This is a genomic window from Streptosporangium sp. NPDC087985, from assembly GCF_044741965.1.
GTDB lineage: Bacteria > Actinomycetota > Actinomycetes > Streptosporangiales > Streptosporangiaceae > Streptosporangium.
On sequence record NZ_JBIUTQ010000003.1, the window covers coordinates 108,765 to 125,548 of the forward strand.

A 16,784-nucleotide genomic window follows, 5' to 3' on the forward strand; every position below is an offset into this window, starting at 1 on the left:
GGGGCACGGCCGGCGGTCCTCCGCCGGCCGTGCCCCCGTATCCGAGGAGCCCCGCATGTCCCCTGTTCTGGAACTCCGTGGGATCGACAAGAGCTTCGGTCCCGTACAGGTCCTGCACGACGTCGACCTCTCCGTCTATCCCGGAGAGGTGACCGCCCTGGTCGGTGACAACGGCGCCGGCAAGTCCACCCTCGTCAAGTGTGTCGGCGGCATCCACGCGATCGACTCGGGTGAGTACCTCTTCGACGGCAGGCCCGTCCAGGTCAACAGCCCGCGTGACGCGGGCGAGCTGGGCATCGAGATCGTCTACCAGGACCTCGCCCTGTGCGACAACCTCGACATCGTCCAGAACATGTTCCTGGGTCGCGAGCACAGGCGAGGCATCGTGCTCGACGAGGACACGATGGAGGAGATGGCGGCCAGGACCCTGGAGAGCCTGTCGGTCAGGACCGTCAAGTCCATCCGCCAGCACGTCGCCAGCCTCTCCGGCGGCCAGCGGCAGACCGTGGCCATCGCCAAGGCCGTGCTCTGGAACAGCAAGGTCGTCATCCTCGACGAGCCGACCGCCGCGCTCGGCGTCGCCCAGACGGCGCAGGTGCTGGAGCTGGTCCGCCGCCTCGCCGACCAGGGCCTGGCCGTCGTGCTGATCTCGCACAACATGAACGACGTGTTCGCCGTGTCCGACCGGATCGCCGCGCTCTACCTCGGCCGGATGGCGGCCCAGGTGAAGTCCTCCGACGTCACCCACGCGCAGATCGTCGAACTGATCACCTCTGGCCGGAGCGGGGACCTCGGCCTCACCAACGGAGTCACGGTATGACCGCCACGGTTTCCCCGGAACGCGTGCCCGAGGCACCCTCCATCAGCACCAACGTCCGCGGCTACGCCGAGCGGGTGCGCGGCGGTGACATGGGTGCGCTGCCCGCCGTCTTCGGCCTCGCCGTGCTCTGCACGGTCTTCGCCGTCCTGCGTCCCTCCTTCCTCACCGCGGGCAACTTCGCCAACCTGCTCACCCAGGGCGCCGCGGTCACGGTGATCGCCATGGGCCTGGTCTTCGTGCTGCTCCTCGGCGAGATCGACCTGTCGGCGGGCTTCGCCAGCGGTGTCTGCGCGGCCGTGCTCGCGATTCTGCTCACCAACCAGGGCCTTCCCTGGTACGTCGCGGCGGGGGCGGCCATCCTGACCGGCATGGCGATCGGCGCCACGCTCGGCTCCATCGTCGCCAAGCTGGGCATCCCGTCCTTCGTGGTGACCCTGGCCGCCTTCCTGGCCTTCCAGGGGCTCGTCCTGCTGCTGGTCAAGGGCGGCACCAACATCTCCATCCGCGACGAGACGATCCTCGCGATCGCCAACAAGAACCTTCCGCCCGCGCTGGGCTGGGGGCTGCTGGTCGCCGGAGTCGTCGCCTACGCCGCGCTGCAGCTGCTGAGGGCGCGCAAGCGGGGCGTCCGCGGTCTTACCGCCGACCCGATCTCGCTGATCGCGGTCCGGGTGGGCGCCCTCGCGCTGCTCGGCGGGCTCGCCGTCTACTTCCTCAACGTGGAACGCAGCCGTAACGTGGCGATCGTCTCTCTCGTAGGTGTGCCGATCGTGGTGCCGGTCATCGTGGTGCTCCTGCTGATCTGGACGTTCGTGCTCCGCCGTACCGCGTTCGGACGCCACCTCTACGCCGTCGGCGGCAACGCCGAGGCCGCGCGCCGGGCGGGGATCAACGTCGACCGGATGAAGATCAGCGCTTTCGTGATCTGCTCCTCCATGGCCGCCGTCGGCGGCATCATCGCGGCCTCCCGGGCCAGCTCGGTCGACCCCAACACCGGCGGCAGCAACGTGCTGCTGTACGCGGTGGGCGCCGCCGTCATCGGCGGTACCAGCCTGTTCGGCGGCAAGGGGCGGGTGCTGGACGCGATCCTCGGCGGTACTGTGGTCGCGGTCATCGAGAACGGCATGGGCCTGATGGGCTACAGCGCCGGCGTGAAGTACATGGTCACCGGTTCGGTCCTGCTGCTGGCGGCCGGAGTGGACGCACTGTCCCGCAAGCGGGCGGCCGCCACTGGTTTAAGGTGATCAGCGACCCTCACCCTCCGAAGGAAACCCAAGCGATGCGGGCTGGCCCCTCCCAGGAGGAGATCAGGCGCCACAACCTCGGCGCCCTGCTCCGGCATGTGCACCTCGGCGGCCCGACCTCCCGCGCGGAGCTCACCAGCCGGATGGGGCTCAACCGCAGCACCATCATGGCCCTCACCGCCGACCTGACGGCCGCAGGCCTGGTCCGGGAGGAACTCCCCAGGGAGACGGGCAGGGCCGGGCGCCCGTCTCTCGTGGTCCGCCCGGAGTCGGCGAGGGTCTACGTGTTCGCCCTCGACGTGGGCGTCGACCGGCTGGTCGCCGCCCGCGTCGGGCTGGGCGGCACGATCCTCGACCGGCGCGAGACGGTACGGCCGCGCGGCCCCTTCTCCCTGGACGAGATCGTCGGGCCGCTCGCCGGGTTCGCCCGGCAGATGCACCGCAGGACCAGGCCTGACACGGTGTGCGTCGGAGTGGCCGCGGCCTTCTCGGGTGGGGTGGGCCGAGGCGACGGGATCATCAGGTTCGGGCCCAACATGGGTTCGACGGACGTGCCGTTCGCCGAGGAGATGACCCGCAGGCTGGCGCTGGGCCTGCCGGTGAAGGTGGGGAACGACGCCAACCTCGCCGCCCTCGCCGAGCACACCCGGGGCGTCGGCGTCGGCTGCCGCGACCTCATATACCTCCACGGCGACGTCGGCATCGGCGGCGGCGTGATCGTCAACGGCCAGCTGCTCGGCGGCCACCAGGGTTTCGGCGGCGAGGTCGGGCACATGGTCGTCAACCCCAGGGGCCGTCCCTGCGGGTGCGGTTCGCTCGGCTGCCTGGAGGCCGAGGCGGGGGAGCGGGCCGTGCTGGAGACCGCAGGCCGTCTCGGTCCCGAGATGGGCCGTGACGCCGTCCGTGCCGTGGTCGACGCCGCCGACCGCGGCGACGTCGTCGCGCAGGCGGCGCTGAGCCGGGTCGGCGACTGGCTCGGCCTGGGCGTCGCCAACCTCGTCAACATCTTCAACCCCGAGATGGTCATCTTCGGCGGAATGCTCCGCGAGGTCTACCTCGGCTCCGCCGCCCAGGTCCGCAGCCGCGTCGCCGTCGACGCCCTCCCCCCGTCGCGCGGAGCCCTCCGGCTGCGCACCTCGGCCCTCGGCGATGACGCCACCCTCGTCGGCGCCGCCGAACTCGCCTTCGCCCAGGTCCTCGCCGACCCCCTCGACGTCCTCGTCCGGGCCGGCTCCTGAACCTTTGCCGGGAGGGCGCTGTCAGGAGACCTTGGACGCCGGCGCGGAGAAGGTGTCGCAGGCGCCGGGGCCCTCCTGGTCGAAGCCGCGCTTCAGCCAGTAGGCGATGTTGACGGCCCTGCCGTGGGAGGCGGTGCTGCGGGCGGCGCCCAGGACGTAGGTGAAGTCGGACTGGGGGCGGCCCAGGGACTGCCAGACGCTGCCGATGAAGGCGCCGCTGAGGCACTCCGCCTGGAGTTCGACCTTGCGAATGTCGGCGAGGAAGGCCTTCTCGCTCCTGTACTTCCTGTTGTAGACGATACCCATGATCCCCGAGAGCTGCTGCACGTGGTGGCCGTACTCATGGGCCATCACCTGGAGCAGGAAGATCTCGGTCGACGCGGAGAGGATGCCCGGGTTGAGCAAGAAGGTGATCTTCTTGTCGAGCGGGCAGTAGAGCGCCTGGGCGCCCTTGGGAAACCTGCCGCAGGCGGTCGGCCGGCCGGCGCGGGAGATCGTCTCGAACCTGGGCTTGGAGAAGGGCAGCTTCGCCTTGGCGAACTGGTACCCCCAGCTCTCGTTGAGGCAGTCCATCAGGAACTCGAGGTAGACCCGCGAGGAGTCGAGGTCGTTCGGGAGGACCCGCTGCTCCTTGCACTCCTTGAGTTCGAGTTTCCCGGTCTTGTAGATCGGGTTGCCGGTCTGGGCCGTCCTGCCGGTGGGCGCCGGTCCGGATCGTTCCACGATGCCCGCGCTCGCCGTACCGGCGAACAGCAGGCTCGCGAGTACGCCGGACAGCATGGCGATAAGGGGGGTACGCATGATCCCGAACACTAATGGAGCTTAAAGTACGGGTAAAGCGAAATGCGGCCGTGTGAGGAGAACACGGCCGCATTTTCGATGAAAACGATCGGAGGGAAAGGATCAGGCGACGGTGCGGGAGGGGGCGGTCCAGGTGTTGCACGCGGACGGGGAGCCGGCGTTGAAACCACGCTTCATCCAGTAGGCCTGGCTGGGGCCCCTACCGTGGTCGTTGGTCGCCCAGGTCTTGTGGCCGTTCTCGACGACCCAATCGATCATCGCGTCCCACTGTTCCTGTTCGACCGGCAGGTCGCCGGAGATCTGCCGCAGGAAGGCGGAGCCGAGACAGTCGGCCTGCAGTTCGAGACGGCGGGAGTAGGCGAGCTTGGTGGAGGGCTTGGCCCGCCAGATGCTCTGGCTGTAGTAGTTCATGATGCCGGCGAGATGCTGCACGTGGTGTGCGTACTCGTGTGCCATGAACTGGGCGTGGTTGGGAGCGTACGGGCTTTTCAGTACATCCCGGAAGACGCCGATGTAGATGGTGCGGTTACTGGAGCAGTAGTAGCCGCCCGCGCCGCCGGGCCAGCGGCCGCACGGGCTGGTGACCTTGGAGGTGGTGAAGCGGAGCACCGGCTGGGAGAAGGGCAGCTTGACCTTGTTGAACTGGGTCTTCCACGCCAGGTTCAGGCAGTGGTTGACGCGGGTCATGAAGGCTCTGTAGGAGGCCGCGCTCCCCGCGCGGATCTGTCCGGTCGTGCACCGCACGGCAGGCAGGGTGCCGGTCCGGTAGAGGGGGCTGGTCGTCGCGGCGGCACGGCCGAGCGGCGGGGCCTGCTCCTTCACGACGGAGGCCTTGGCGGTCGACGGAGCGGCGGCATTCGCGACCCCCATGCCTGTGACCAGGGTAAAAGCCAGGGAAGCGACGATGAGTGACGATAGTTGCCTAAAGGGGAGAGTGCTCATGGTGGGGTAAAGAATATTGCAAGTGAGAATAAACCGTGCAGAATCCCCGTCCTTGGAGGGCGGCGCCCGCTATGCGAACTAGACTCGGCCTGATGCTGACTGGACCAGAGGGGATGATTCCGTGAGCGAGCGGACCGGACGGCTTGGAAGTCTTCTGGAGACGGTCAAGGGACCACGGGATCTCAAACTGCTGGGAGCGGACGATCTACCCCGGCTCGCCGCTGAGATCCGGGACCTGCTGATCAGTTCCACGGCCCGCATCGGAGGTCACCTGGGGCCCAATCTCGGGGTGGTCGAGCTGACGATCGCTCTGCACCGGGTCTTCGACTCGCCACAGGACCGCATCCTCTGGGACACCGGTCACCAGGCCTACGTCCACAAGATGCTCACCGGCCGCGCCGGGCAGTTCGAGACGCTCCGCCAGGAGGGCGGCCTGTCGGGCTACCCGAGCCAGGCCGAGTCCGAGCACGACATCATCGAGAACTCCCACGCCTCGACCGCCCTGTCCTACGCCGACGGCCTGGCCAAGGCCTACAAGCTGCGCCGCGAGACCGATCGCACGGTCGTCGCGGTGATCGGCGACGGAGCGCTCACCGGCGGCATGGCCTGGGAGGCGCTCAACAACATCGCCGCGCACAAGGACCTGCCGCTGATCATCGTGGTCAACGACAACGGCCGCTCCTACTCGCCGACCATCGGCGGCCTCGCCTCGCACCTGGCCTCGCTGCGCGCCACCCAGCGCTACGAGGACGTCCTGGAGTTCGTCAAGGACAACCTGACGAGGGTGCCGCTGGTGGGTCCCCCGGTCTACGACGCGCTGCACGGCGTGAAGAAGGGCCTCAAGGACGTCCTGGCGCCGCAGGTCATGTTCGAGGACCTCGGCCTGAAGTACATCGGGCTGGTCGACGGCCACGATGAGCAGGCGGTGGAGGCCGCGCTGCGCAAGGCCCGCGGCTTCCGCCGCCCGGTCATCGTGCACGTGCTCACGAAGAAGGGCTTCGGCTACTCCTTCGCCGAGAACCACGACGAGGACTGCTTCCACTCGCCGGGCGTCTTCGACCCGCTGACCGGTGAGGAGAAGCCCAAGCCGCACGGCTGGACCAACGTCTTCAGCCAGGAGATCGTACGGCTGGGCGCCGAACGGCAGGACATCGTGGCGATCACCGCCGCGATGCTCGGCCCGACCGGTCTGATCCCGTTCTCCGAGGCCTACCCCGACCGTCTCTACGACGTCGGCATCGCCGAGCAGCACGCGCTGACGAGCGCCGCGGGTCTGGCGCTCGGTGGGCTCCACCCCGTGGTGGCGGTCTACGCGACCTTCCTGAACCGGGCCTTTGACCAGCTCCTCATGGACGTCGCCCTGCACAGGCTGCCGGTCACGGTCGTGCTCGACCGGGCGGGCGTCACCGGTGACGACGGCGCCAGCCACAACGGCATGTGGGACCTGTCGATCCTTCAGGTCGTCCCGGGGCTGTCCGTCGCGGTCCCGCGTGACGAGCCGCGCCTGCGCGAGCTGCTGGCCGAGGCGGTGGAGGTCGACGACGGCCCCACCGCCATCCGTTATCCCAAGGGGCCGGTGGCCACCGAGATCGAGGCGGTCGGGCAGCTCGGCGGGATGGACGTGCTGCGCGCGGACGGCCCCGACGTGCTGATCGTGTCCGTCGGCCCGATGGCCGAGCTGTGCCTGGAGGCCGCCGCGCTGCTCGACGCCCAGGGAATCTCGGCGACCGTGGTGGACCCGCGCTGGGTCAAGCCGCTGGACGAGGCACTGGTGCCGGCTGCCGGTGCCCAGAAGCTGATCGTGGTGGTCGAGGACAACGGCCGGGTGGGCGGCGTCGGCGACGCGGTCGCCCGGATGCTGCGTGACGCCGACGTGGACGTCCCGGTCCGCACCTACGGCATCCCGCAGCGCTTCCTGGACCACGCCAAGCGGGCGAAGATCCTCGGCGAGATCGGCCTGACCGCGCAGGACATCGCCCGCGAGATCACTGAAGCGGTGGCGAAACGGTCTGCGGTGCTGGAGGACGATCCGGCTCGCTGACCTCGGCCGTCCTGGTCGCGGGCCCGTCTGCTGATCACGATGAGGCCCGCGACCAGGCCGGCGACCCATCCGACGGCCAGATATGGGGCAAACTTGCCCAACGTGTCCATGGGCATGGCTTGATGAGGTCGTGTGGGAGAGTTGAGGGCATCGGACTTCTCCGAAAGAACCCCTGGTCCACCGTTCAGCCGTTGATCAGACGGGCAGGACTTGACCCACGGGGGATAGCGACTCCAGACGGTCAAGGGGGATCCTATGGAGTTTTTTCGCATTAAGTCGGTAGAACAGTCGATCAGGGACACCGAGGAACCCGAGCACCGGCTGCGCAAGGATCTCTCCGCACTCGACCTGACCGTCTTCGGCATCGGCGTCATCGTGGGCACCGGCATCTTCGTGCTCACCGGCAGGGTCGCCAGGGACCTGGCGGGACCGGCGGTCGCCCTGTCGTTCGTGGCCGCCGGAATCGTCTGCGCGCTGGCCGCCCTCTGCTACGCCGAGTTCGCCTCCACCGTGCCGGCGGCCGGATCGGCCTACACCTTCGCCTTCGCCACGCTCGGCGAGTTCCCCGCCTGGATCATCGGCTGGGACCTGCTGCTGGAGCTGATGCTCGGTGCCGCGGTCGTCGCGGTCGGCTGGTCGGGCTACCTGGCCTCCCTGCTGTCGTCCTTCGGGATCGTCCTGCCCGGCGCGGTCGCCGGAGAGGGCGCGGTCTTCAACGTACCCGCGGCGCTGATCGTGCTGATCCTCACCGCGATCCTGGTCGCCGGGATCAAACTGTCCTCCCGTTTCAACCTGGTCATCGTCACGATCAAGATCGCGGTGGTCCTGCTGGTCATCGTGGCGGGGCTGTTCTCCGTCAAAGGGGCCAACTACAGCCCGTTCATCCCACCCGCCAAGTCCACCGCCGCGGTGAAGGGACTGTCCGCGCCGCTGATCCAGGTGCTGTTCGGGATCTCCCCCGTCGCCTTCGGCGTGCTGGGCATCTTCAGCGCCGCGGCGATCGTGTTCTTCGCCTACATCGGCTTCGACGTGGTCGCCACCGCCGCCGAGGAGACCCGCAACCCGCGGCGCGACCTGCCCATCGGCATCATCGCCTCGCTCGTCATCTGCACCGCCCTGTACGTCGCGGTCTCCCTGGTCGTCGTCGGCATGCAGCCCTACTCGCAGCTCAGCGAGGCCGCGCCGCTGGCGGACGCGTTCAAGGCCGTCGGCCAGACCTGGGCTGCGACGCTCATCAGCATCGGCGCCCTGGCCGGTCTCACCACTGTCGTGATGATCCTCATTCTGGGCCAGTCGCGGGTCATGTTCGCGATGTCCAGGGACCACCTGCTGCCGGCCGGGCTGGCCAGGGTCCACCCGAAGTTCGGCACGCCGTACCGGATCACCATCCTGATGGGTGTCATCGTCGCGGCCCTGGCGGGGCTGGTGCCGCTGTCCACGATCGCCGAGCTGGTCAACATCGGCACGCTCTTCGCGTTCGTGATCGTCTCGATAGCGGTGGTCATCCTCCGGCGTACCCGCCCCGACCTCCCGCGCTCCTTCCGCACCCCGTTGGTCCCGCTGGTGCCGATCCTTTCGGTGCTGGCCTGCCTCTACCTGATGTTCAACCTTCCGGTGGAGACCTGGTTCAGGTTCGTCGTGTGGATGATCATCGGCATCGTCCTCTACCTGACGTACGGCTACCACCACAGTCGGCTGTCACGGCGGTCGCCGGCCAGCCGGTAGCCGTCACCGCACCGCCCCGGCCTGTCCCGGGACCGGATCACGGGACAGGCCGGGGCGATCACCCCGGAAACACCGCGGGGCGACGCTATGCGGGGACGGAGGCCACGCCCGGTGGCAGGAAGCGCGGTCCGGCGATGCCCGTCCGGTCCAGGTACGGCGTGACGCCCCCCAGGTGGAACGGCCAGCCGGCACCGAGGATCATGCACAGGTCGATGTCCTGGGCCGCCGCGACCACGCCCTCGTCGAGCATGATGTGGATCTCCTCCGCGAGCGCCCGCAGCGCGCGCAGCCGTACCTCCTCCGCGGTCGACGGGGAGGTCCCGCCGGAGAAGAAGGCCACCGCCTCGGGGTCCAGCGAGAAGTCCGGCGCGTAGACGCCGGGCTTGCCCGCCGCGACCAGCCTGGAGAGGTTCTCCGACACGCCGTAGCGGGCCGGGAAGGCCGCGTGCATGGTCTCGGCGACGTGCAGCGCGACGGCCGGCCCGACGAGCTGGAGCAGCGTGAACGGCGTCATCGGCAGCCCGAGCCCGTCCAGCGCGTGGTCGGCGACCTCCAGGGGAGTGCCCTCGTCGACGGCACCGATGACCTCGCCCATGAACCGGGTCAGAAGCCGGTTGACCACGAACGCGGGCGCGTCCTTGACCAGCACGGACGACTTCTTCAGGGACCTGCCGACCGAGAAGGCCGTGGCCAGCGTCGCGTCGTCGGTCTCCGCGCCCCGGATGATCTCCAGCAGGGGCATCACGGCGACCGGGTTGAAGAAGTGGAAGCCCACGACCCGCTCGGGATGCCTCAGCGAGGAGGCCATCTCGGTCAGCGACAGCGAGGAGGTGTTGGTGGCCAGCACGCACTCGGCGGAGACGACCTCCTCCACCTCGGCGAACACCTTCTGCTTGACCTTCAGGTCCTCGAAGACCGCCTCGATGACGAAGTCGGCGCCGGCGAACGCGTCCTTGGTCAGCGAACCGGTCACCAGAGCCCTGAGCCGATTGGCCTGGTCGCCGGAGACACGGCCCCTGCCGAGCAGCTTGTCGATCTCGGCGTGGACGTAGCCGACCCCCTTGTCCAGCCGGGCCTGGTCCAGGTCGGTCAGCACGACCGGGACCTCCAGGCGGCGGGCGAACAGCAGCGCCATCTGCGAGGCCATCAGGCCCGCGCCGACCACGCCGACCTTGGTGACCTTGCGGGCCAGCGCCTTGTCCGGGGCGCCGGCCGGCTTCTTGGCTCGGCGCTGCACCAGGTCGAAGGAGTAGAGCCCGGCGCGCAGCTCGTCGCCCATGAGGAGGTCGGCCAGCGCCTGGTCCTCGGCGTCGAAGCCCTCGTCGCGCGTGGCGGTGCGGGCCAGCTCGATCAGCTCCAGCGCCCGGTAGGGGGCGGGGGAGGCGCCGCGCAGCTTCATATCGACCAGGAAGCGGGCGTCGGCGACGGTCTTGGACCAGTCCTCGGTGGTGTGGTCGGTGCGGGAGACGGTCACCTCGCCACGCAGCACCCGGGCCGCCCAGCGCAGCGACTCCTCCAGGAAGTCGGCGGGCTCGAACATCGCGTCGGCGACGCCGGCCGCGAAGGCGTCCGGGCCCTTGACCATGCGGTTCTGCGAGAGCGGGTTCTCGATGATCAGCTTGATCGCCGCAGCCGGGCCGATCAGGCGGGGCAGGAGCTGGGTGCCACCCCAGCCGGGTACCAGGCCGAGGAAGCACTCGGGCAGGGCCACCGCGGGCACGCCGGAGGAGATGGTCCGGTAGGTGCAGTGGAGGGCGATCTCCAGGCCGCCGCCCATCGCCGCGCCGTTCACGAACGCGAACGACGGCACGTCCAGCTCGCCGAGACGGCGGAACACGTCGTGGCCCAGCTTGCCGATCCGCAGCGCCTGGTCCCTCTCGGTGACCAGGGCGGCGCCCTTGAGGTCGGCGCCCACCGCGAAGATGAACGGCTTGCCGATGACACCCACGGCAGCCAGGTCCCCGCGGGCCGCGACCGAGTCGAGGGCCTCGTTCAGGGAGGTGAGACCTCCGGGGCCGAACGTGGACGGCCTGGTGTGGTCGTAGCCGTTGTCCAGCGTGATCAGGGCCATGGTGCCCGCGCCGTACGGCAGATCCACGTCGCGGACGATCGCCCTGGTGACGACCTCGTCGGCGAAGAGTTCCTTGATGTCCGTCACTTCGTACCTTCCCAGCCCAGGTTCTCCCAGATGACCGTTCCGCCCATGCCCATGCCGACGCACATCGTGGTCACGCCGTACCGGACGTCGGGGCGCTCACCGAACTCGCGCGCGAGCTGCGTCATCAGCCGCACACCCGAGGAGGCCAGCGGGTGGCCGAAGGCGATCGCGCCGCCGTAGGGGTTCACCCGGGTGTCGTCGTCGGCGATGCCGAAATGCTCCAGGAAGGCCAGCACCTGTACGGCGAAGGCCTCGTTGATCTCGAACAGGCCGATGTCGGAGATGGAGAGCCCGGCCAGGCGGAGTGCCCGCTCGGTGGACGGGATCGGGCCGACGCCCATGACCTCGGGGTCGACGCCCGCGAAGGCGTAGGAGACCAGCCGCATCTTGGGCGCGAGGCCGAGCTCCTCGGCGACGTCCGAGGCGGCCACGATGCAGCCGGTCGCGCCGTCGTTGATCCCGGAGGCGTTGCCCGCGGTGACCCGGCCGTGGGGACGGAACGGGGTCTTCAGCGCGGCGAGCCCGTCAAGGGTGGTGCCGGGGCGGGGGGCCTCGTCGGCGGTCGCCAGACCCCAGCCCTTCTCCGCCGACCGGACGGCCATCGGGACCAGGTCGGGCTGGATCCTGCCGTCGGCGTAGGCCTTGGCGACCTTCTCCTGGGAGGCGAGGGCGAAGGCGTCCGCGCGCTCCTTGGTGATGGTGGGGTAGCGGTCGTGCAGGTTCTCCGCGGTCATGCCCATGACCAGGGCGGAGCCGTCCACGAGCTGCTCGGCCAGGAAACGGGGGTTGGGGTCCACGCCCTCACCCATCGGGTGACGGCCCATGTGCTCGACGCCGCCGGCGATGGCGACGTCGTAGGCGCCGAAGGCGATGCCCCCGGCGACCGAGGTCACGGCGGTCATGGCTCCGGCGCACATGCGGTCGATCGAGTAGCCGGGCACGCTCTTGGGCAGTCCGGCCAGCACCGCGGCGGAGCGGCCGATGGTCAGGCCCTGGTCACCTATCTGCGTGGTGGCCGCGATGGCCACCTCGTCGACGCGCTCCGGCGGCAGGTTCGGATTACGCCGGATCAGCTCGCGGATGACGCGGATCACCAGGTCGTCGGCGCGCGTCTCGGCGTACAGGCCCTTGGGGCCCGATCTGCCGAAGGGCGTGCGCACACCGTCGACGAATACGACGTCACGAGAGGAAGGCACGGGATTCGCTCCTCGTTGCTGGATGGCTTCCCCCTTATGCTACTGGTCGGTAACAACACCTCGTGCGATCAGGGTGCCCGGCGTGCCGCGGGAAGATGCCCGGTCTCGGGGCGGCCGGTTACGATGCCGCATGTCGGCATCCCCGGCCCGGCATGTCCGGGATGCGGGGGGCGGGCATCTCTGACAGACTGGGAAAACGCTTTCCTGGAGGTTTCCGGTGGTCACACTTGAGGATGTCGCGCGGCAGGCAGGTGTTTCGCTGGCCACGGCGTCGCGGGTGCTCAACGGGAGCACCCGGCAGGTGGGGGCTTCCCTGAGGGACAAGGTGGAACTGGCCGCCGCCCAGCTCGGCTACCGGACCAACGTGGCGGCCCAGACACTGGCCCGGGGGTCCAGCAGCGTGATCGGGCTGGTCGTCCACGACCTCACCGACCCCTACTTCGCCGCGCTCGCGGACGGGGCCATGCGGGTGGCCGAGAGCCAGGAACTCATGGTCATGGTCGGCACCACGCACCGTGACCCCGAGCGGGAGATCGCCTACGTCTCGACCCTGAACGCGCAGCGGGTCTCCGCCGTGCTGCTCGCCGGATCCCGGGTCGCCGACCCCCAGGTGACCCGGAGGCTCCGCGAGGAGCTCGACCGCTATCGGGAGACCGGGGGGCGCGTGGCCTGCGTCGGCCAGGACCTGCTCGGGGTGAACACGGTGGTGCCGGGCAACCGCGAGGGCGCCGCCGCGCTGGCCCGGGCCCTCGCCGGGCTGGGACATCGGCGCTTCGCCGTGCTCGCGGGTCCCGCCGGGCTGATCACGGCCGGCGACAGGATGGAGGGGTTCGCAGGGGCGCTCGCCGAGCTCGGCCTTCCCGCGCCGCAGATCGTGCGCGGATCCTTCGACCGCGACGGTGGCTACGCGGCGGCGGCCGAGGTCTCCGGCGCCACGTGCGTGTTCGCCGTCAACGACGTGATGGCCGTGGGCGCGCTGGCCTTCTTCCGGGATCGCGGCCTCCGGGTGCCGGACGACGTCTCGGTGGCGGGATTCGACGACATCGCCACCCTGCGGGACCTGGTTCCGGCGCTTTCCACGGTACGGCTGCCGCTCACCGACATGGGCTCCCGCGCTCTGGAGCTTGCCCTCGGCCCGGCCGGCGAGGCCAGGGTCGAGCCGGTGAGCGGCGAGGTGGTCCTCCGGAACAGCACCCGCAGCCTGGTGTGAGGACCGGAGACCGTCCTCCCGGCCCGGGCGTCAGCCTCCGATGAGCTCGCCGAACCTGGTCTTCACCCTGGACAGCACCTCGTCGGGGTCGGCGGCCCACACGTCGGCGTTGAAGATCTCCACCTCGATGTCCCCGGTGTAGCCCGCCTCGGCCACCGCCCCGGTCAGCGGGGCGAAGTCGATCACTCCGTCGCCCATCACGCCCCGGCCGAGCAGCACGTCGGCGGGGAGGGGGGACAGGAAGTCGCACACCTGGTAGCTCGCGATCCGGTCCCCGGCTCTGGCGATCTGCGCCAGGACCTGCGGGTCCCACCAGACATGGAAGGTGTCGACGACGACGCCGACCTGCTCCACCGGGTACGGCTCCGCGAGGTCCAGGGCCTGGCCGAGGGTGGACAGCACGGCCCGGTCGGCGCAGTACATCGGGTGCAGCGGCTCCAGGGCCAGCCTGACCCCGCGCTCACCGGCATAGGGGGCAAGGACGGCCAGTGCCTCGGCGACCCGCTCCCGGGCGCCCGCCAGGTCGCGCGAGATCGTGCCGAGGGGCTCGCCGGGGACCACGCCGGGCAGGCCGCCGACCACCATGACCAGGCACGCGGCGTTCAGTGCGGCGGCCTCGTCGATCGCCCTGCGGTTGTCGTCGAGCGCGTCCCCGGAGGTCAGGAAGCCGCCCCGGCACAGGGATGACACCCGGAGCCCGGCGTCCGTGACCAGTTTCACGGTCTCGTCCAGCCCCTGCTCGGCGACGTTCTGCCGCCACAGGCCGATGGCCTCGACGCCGTGCCGTACGCACCCGTCGACGGCCTCGGCCACCGACCACCGCTTCGTCGTCCACTGGTTGAGCGCGAGACGGCTCACAGATTCCTCGCTCACAGGCCGTTCACCGCCAGCAGTGACCTCATCCGGGAGACCGCCAGCTCGGGGTCGGTCAGTAGCCCGGCACGGTCGGCCAGGCGGAACACCTCGGCCAGGTGGGGGAGGGACCGGGCCGCCTGGGCGCCGTTGACCATGCTGAAGGCCTCCTGGTGACCGTTGAGCCAGGCCAGGAAGACGATGCCGGTCTTGTAGTTGTAGGTCGGCCTCTCGAAGATCTTCCGGGAGAGGGCGACCGTGGGGTCCATGATCTCGTCGTAGCCTTCGAGATCACCCGCGTCGAGTGCCTGCAGGGCTGCGGCGGCGGCCGGGGCGATCGCGTCGAAGATGCCCAGCAGCGCATGGCTGCCCGACTTGATCAGTGAGGGGTAGTTGAAGTCGTCGCCGGTGTAGAGCCTGACGCCCTCCGGCAGCGCCGCGCGCAGCCCGATCTCGTGCTCGGCGTCCAGCAGCGACACCTTGACACCGTCCACCATCGGCGCGTGCTCGCGGATCAGCGCCAGGAACGACGCGGTGGCCTCGCTCACGTCAGCCGAGCCCCAGTAGCCCGCGAGATGGGGGTCGAACATCTCGCCCAGCCAGTGCAGGATCACCGGCCTGTCGACCTGGGAGAGCAGCTTGCCGTAGACCGCGTGGTAGTCCTCGGGACCCCGCGCGATCCGGGCGAGCTGGCGGCTGGCCATGACGATGACGCCGGCGCCCGCGTTCCGCACGGTCTCGATCTGCTCGGTGTAGGCGGCCACGACCTCCTCCGGCGTCCCGGCGTCCGGCCTGTGGTCGGTGCCCGCGCCGCAGGCCACCAGCGTGGCCGGGTCGCCGAACTCCGCGGCCTCGGCGGCGCTGCGCCGGATCAGTTCGCGGGTGGCAGCCCAGTCCAGGCCCATGTTGCGCTGCGCGGTGTCCATGGCGTCGGCGATCCGCAGGCCGTACGACCACAGATGCCGCCGGAAGCGCATCGTGGCCTCCCAGTCGACGGCCGCGGGGGAGCCGGGGGTGTTGTCGCCGAGCGGGTCGGCGACGACGTGGGCGGCCGCGTAGACGACGCGGCTCTTCGCGGGACCGGCGGGCTTCGCCCAGGTCACCGGCTCGCGCAGGGTGTGCTCCCCGCCGGGCAGCGTGATCCTCATGAGGGCTCCACCGGCAGGCGGCGGCCCTCGGCCGAGGAGCGCAGGCCCAGTTCGGCGAGGCGGACGCCGCGCGCGCCGGAGGCGAAGTCGTGGGGGAACGGCGCGTCCTCGACCACGTGGCGGATGAACATCTCCCACTGGATCTTGAATCCGTTGTCGAACTCGTCGTTGTCGGGCACCTCCTGCCAGTCGTCGCGGAAGCGCGCGGTGACGTCAAGGTCGGGGTTCCAGACCGGCTTGGGGGTGGTGGCGCGGTGCTGGATGCGGCAGTTGCGCAGGCCCGCGACCGCGCTGCCGTGCGTGCCGTCCACCTGGAACTCCACCAGCTCGTCCCGGTTCACCCGGACGTTCCAGGAGGAGTTGATCTGGGCCACGACGCCGTTGTCGAGCTCGAAGACGCCGTAGGCGGCGTCGTCGGCGGTGGCCGGGTAGGTCCTGCCCTGCTCGTCCACGCGCTCGGGGATGTGGGTGACGGCCTGGGCGTAGACCGAGCGGACCTGGCCGAACAGGTTCTCCAGCACGTAGGCCCAGTGCGGGAACATGTCCAGGACGATGCCGCCGCCGTCCTCGGCGCGGTAGTTCCACGACGGGCGCTGCGCGGCCTGCCAGTCGCCCTCGAAGACCCAGTAGCCGAACTCGCCGCGTACCGACAGGATCCGGCCGAAGAAGCCGCCGTCGATGAGGCGCTTGAGCTTGAGCAGGCCCGGCAGGAAGAGCTTGTCCTGCACGACGCCGTTCTTCACGCCCCTGGCGGTCGCGGCCTCGGCCAGCGCCAGCGCGTCGTCGAAGGTCTCGGCGGTCGGCTTCTCGGCGTAGACGTGCTTGCCCGCGTCGATCGCCTTGAGCACGGCCTTCACCCGGGCCTGGGTGACCTGGGCGTCGAAGTAGATGAGGTTGCCATCGTCGGCCAGCGCCGCGTCGAGGTCCGTGGTCCAGTCGGCGATGCCGTGGTCGCTCGCCAGCTTCTCCAGTTTCTCGGCGCTCCGGCCCACCAGCACCGGCCGGAGCGTCACCCGGGTGCCGTCGGACAGCGCCACGCCACCCTGTTCGTTGATCGCCAGGACCGATCGGAGCAGGTGCTGGCGGTAGCCCATGCGGCCGGTGACACCGTTCATCACGACGCCGATGCTTCGGGGGGACATCTTCTCGGACCTCCTATGGAAAGCGCTTTCCACCACACCGTACGGCAGCCGCCACGCCTTCGGCAAGCGCTTCACGGGGAGTCGGGCCCGATGTACGGGAGAGGCGGTGGAGCGCTCCCGTGGTCTTGGGCCGTGGGCCTGCCGGAACCGTGGAGAGCGATTGAAAGGTGTACGTCTCTCTGTCGGCTCTCCGGGTTCACTTTCGGTTCAGCTCATTTCGTCAGGCTCTCAACCTGGCCGGTCCAGGAGCTATCCGGCGGAATGGGA

Annotated in this window: 13 protein-coding genes; 6 read left to right on the forward strand and 7 right to left on the reverse strand. The window is 69.8% G+C overall.

The annotated features are described in order from the left end of the window. Nucleotides 1-55 precede the first annotated feature (55 nt). From ACIN94_RS09360 to ACIN94_RS09370, 3 genes are read left to right on the forward strand one after another with little or no spacing between them, the layout of a single operon-like run. Nucleotides 56-820: an ATP-binding cassette domain-containing protein gene (locus tag ACIN94_RS09360; protein WP_400701989.1), complete on the forward strand. Its 765-nt coding sequence runs from the start codon at nucleotides 56-58 to the stop codon at nucleotides 818-820. Next, on the forward strand, nucleotides 817-2,064 hold the full coding sequence (locus ACIN94_RS09365; RefSeq protein ID WP_400701992.1) for a sugar ABC transporter permease: 1,248 nt from the start codon (nucleotides 817-819) through the stop codon (nucleotides 2,062-2,064). The genes ACIN94_RS09360 and ACIN94_RS09365 overlap by 4 nt, the downstream gene beginning before the upstream one ends. Before the next feature lie 35 nt (nucleotides 2,065-2,099). Next, nucleotides 2,100-3,302 (forward strand): ROK family protein, encoded by a 1,203-nt coding sequence (locus ACIN94_RS09370; protein WP_400701995.1) that lies wholly within the window; start codon nucleotides 2,100-2,102, stop codon nucleotides 3,300-3,302. 21 nt (nucleotides 3,303-3,323) lie between these two features. On the opposite strand, the gene ACIN94_RS09375 is transcribed toward ACIN94_RS09370, so the two are convergent. Then, on the reverse strand, nucleotides 3,324-4,103 hold the full coding sequence (locus ACIN94_RS09375) for a neutral zinc metallopeptidase (RefSeq protein WP_400701998.1): 780 nt from the start codon (nucleotides 4,101-4,103) through the stop codon (nucleotides 3,324-3,326). Nucleotides 4,104-4,205: 102 nt separating this feature from the next. Continuing rightward, nucleotides 4,206-4,973: a neutral zinc metallopeptidase gene (locus tag ACIN94_RS09380; RefSeq protein WP_400702001.1), complete on the reverse strand. Its 768-nt coding sequence runs from the start codon at nucleotides 4,971-4,973 to the stop codon at nucleotides 4,206-4,208. Nucleotides 4,974-5,166: 193 nt separating this feature from the next. Here ACIN94_RS09380 and dxs point away from each other — a divergent pair, with 193 nt between their 5' ends. Both dxs and ACIN94_RS09390 read left to right on the forward strand, forming a co-directional pair. Next, a complete protein-coding gene (gene dxs, locus ACIN94_RS09385) occupies nucleotides 5,167-7,086 on the forward strand; it encodes a 1-deoxy-D-xylulose-5-phosphate synthase (protein WP_400702004.1) in 1,920 nt (639 codons plus the stop codon). Between the two features lie 255 nt (nucleotides 7,087-7,341). After that, the gene (locus ACIN94_RS09390) at nucleotides 7,342-8,811 is read left to right on the forward strand and encodes an amino acid permease (protein ID WP_400702007.1); all 1,470 of its coding nucleotides are present in this window, start codon (nucleotides 7,342-7,344) and stop codon (nucleotides 8,809-8,811) included. 85 nt (nucleotides 8,812-8,896) lie between these two features. On the opposite strand, the gene ACIN94_RS09395 is transcribed toward ACIN94_RS09390, so the two are convergent. Beyond that, nucleotides 8,897-10,969 (reverse strand): 3-hydroxyacyl-CoA dehydrogenase NAD-binding domain-containing protein, encoded by a 2,073-nt coding sequence (locus tag ACIN94_RS09395; RefSeq protein WP_400702010.1) that lies wholly within the window; start codon nucleotides 10,967-10,969, stop codon nucleotides 8,897-8,899. After that, nucleotides 10,966-12,165 (reverse strand): thiolase family protein, encoded by a 1,200-nt coding sequence (locus ACIN94_RS09400; protein WP_400702013.1) that lies wholly within the window; start codon nucleotides 12,163-12,165, stop codon nucleotides 10,966-10,968. The genes ACIN94_RS09395 and ACIN94_RS09400 overlap by 4 nt, the downstream gene beginning before the upstream one ends. A gap of 217 nt (nucleotides 12,166-12,382) precedes the next feature. Between ACIN94_RS09400 and ACIN94_RS09405 the strand changes: the two genes are divergently transcribed. Next, nucleotides 12,383-13,375 carry a LacI family DNA-binding transcriptional regulator gene (locus ACIN94_RS09405; RefSeq protein ID WP_400702016.1) on the forward strand — a complete coding sequence of 331 codons (993 nt, stop codon included), beginning with the start codon at nucleotides 12,383-12,385 and terminating at the stop codon, nucleotides 13,373-13,375. A 30-nt stretch (nucleotides 13,376-13,405) separates the two neighbouring features. Here the strand turns inward: ACIN94_RS09405 and ACIN94_RS09410 are convergent, their stop codons facing one another. The 3 genes from ACIN94_RS09410 to ACIN94_RS09420 are packed head-to-tail and all read right to left on the reverse strand — an operon-like array spanning nucleotide 13,406 to nucleotide 16,517. Then, nucleotides 13,406-14,248, reverse strand: a complete 843-nt coding sequence (locus tag ACIN94_RS09410; protein ID WP_400702019.1) for a sugar phosphate isomerase/epimerase family protein — start codon at nucleotides 14,246-14,248, stop codon at nucleotides 13,406-13,408. Beyond that, nucleotides 14,245-15,375: a dihydrodipicolinate synthase family protein gene (locus tag ACIN94_RS09415; RefSeq protein WP_400702022.1), complete on the reverse strand. Its 1,131-nt coding sequence runs from the start codon at nucleotides 15,373-15,375 to the stop codon at nucleotides 14,245-14,247. Before ACIN94_RS09415 ends, ACIN94_RS09410 begins: the two co-directional genes overlap by 4 nt. Further along, nucleotides 15,372-16,517, reverse strand: a complete 1,146-nt coding sequence (locus ACIN94_RS09420) for a Gfo/Idh/MocA family protein (protein WP_400702025.1) — start codon at nucleotides 16,515-16,517, stop codon at nucleotides 15,372-15,374. The genes ACIN94_RS09415 and ACIN94_RS09420 overlap by 4 nt, the downstream gene beginning before the upstream one ends. Nucleotides 16,518-16,784: the final 267 nt, after the last annotated feature.

Excerpts from the sequence above, each read along its gene's own strand:
- ACIN94_RS09380 (WP_400702001.1), bottom strand. The coding sequence starts at position 4,973 with ATGGGGGTCGCGAATGCCGCCGCTCCGTCGACCGCCAAGGCCTCCGTC.
- ACIN94_RS09415 (WP_400702022.1), bottom strand. The coding sequence starts at position 15,375 with ATGAGGATCACGCTGCCCGGCGGGGAGCACACCCTGCGCGAGCCGGTG.
- ACIN94_RS09420 (WP_400702025.1), bottom strand. The coding sequence starts at position 16,517 with ATGTCCCCCCGAAGCATCGGCGTCGTGATGAACGGTGTCACCGGCCGC.
- ACIN94_RS09365 (WP_400701992.1), top strand. The coding sequence starts at position 817 with ATGACCGCCACGGTTTCCCCGGAACGCGTGCCCGAGGCACCCTCCATC.
- ACIN94_RS09360 (WP_400701989.1), top strand. The coding sequence starts at position 56 with ATGTCCCCTGTTCTGGAACTCCGTGGGATCGACAAGAGCTTCGGTCCC.
- ACIN94_RS09375 (WP_400701998.1), bottom strand. The coding sequence starts at position 4,103 with ATGCGTACCCCCCTTATCGCCATGCTGTCCGGCGTACTCGCGAGCCTG.
- ACIN94_RS09370 (WP_400701995.1), top strand. The coding sequence starts at position 2,100 with ATGCGGGCTGGCCCCTCCCAGGAGGAGATCAGGCGCCACAACCTCGGC.
- ACIN94_RS09390 (WP_400702007.1), top strand. The coding sequence starts at position 7,342 with ATGGAGTTTTTTCGCATTAAGTCGGTAGAACAGTCGATCAGGGACACC.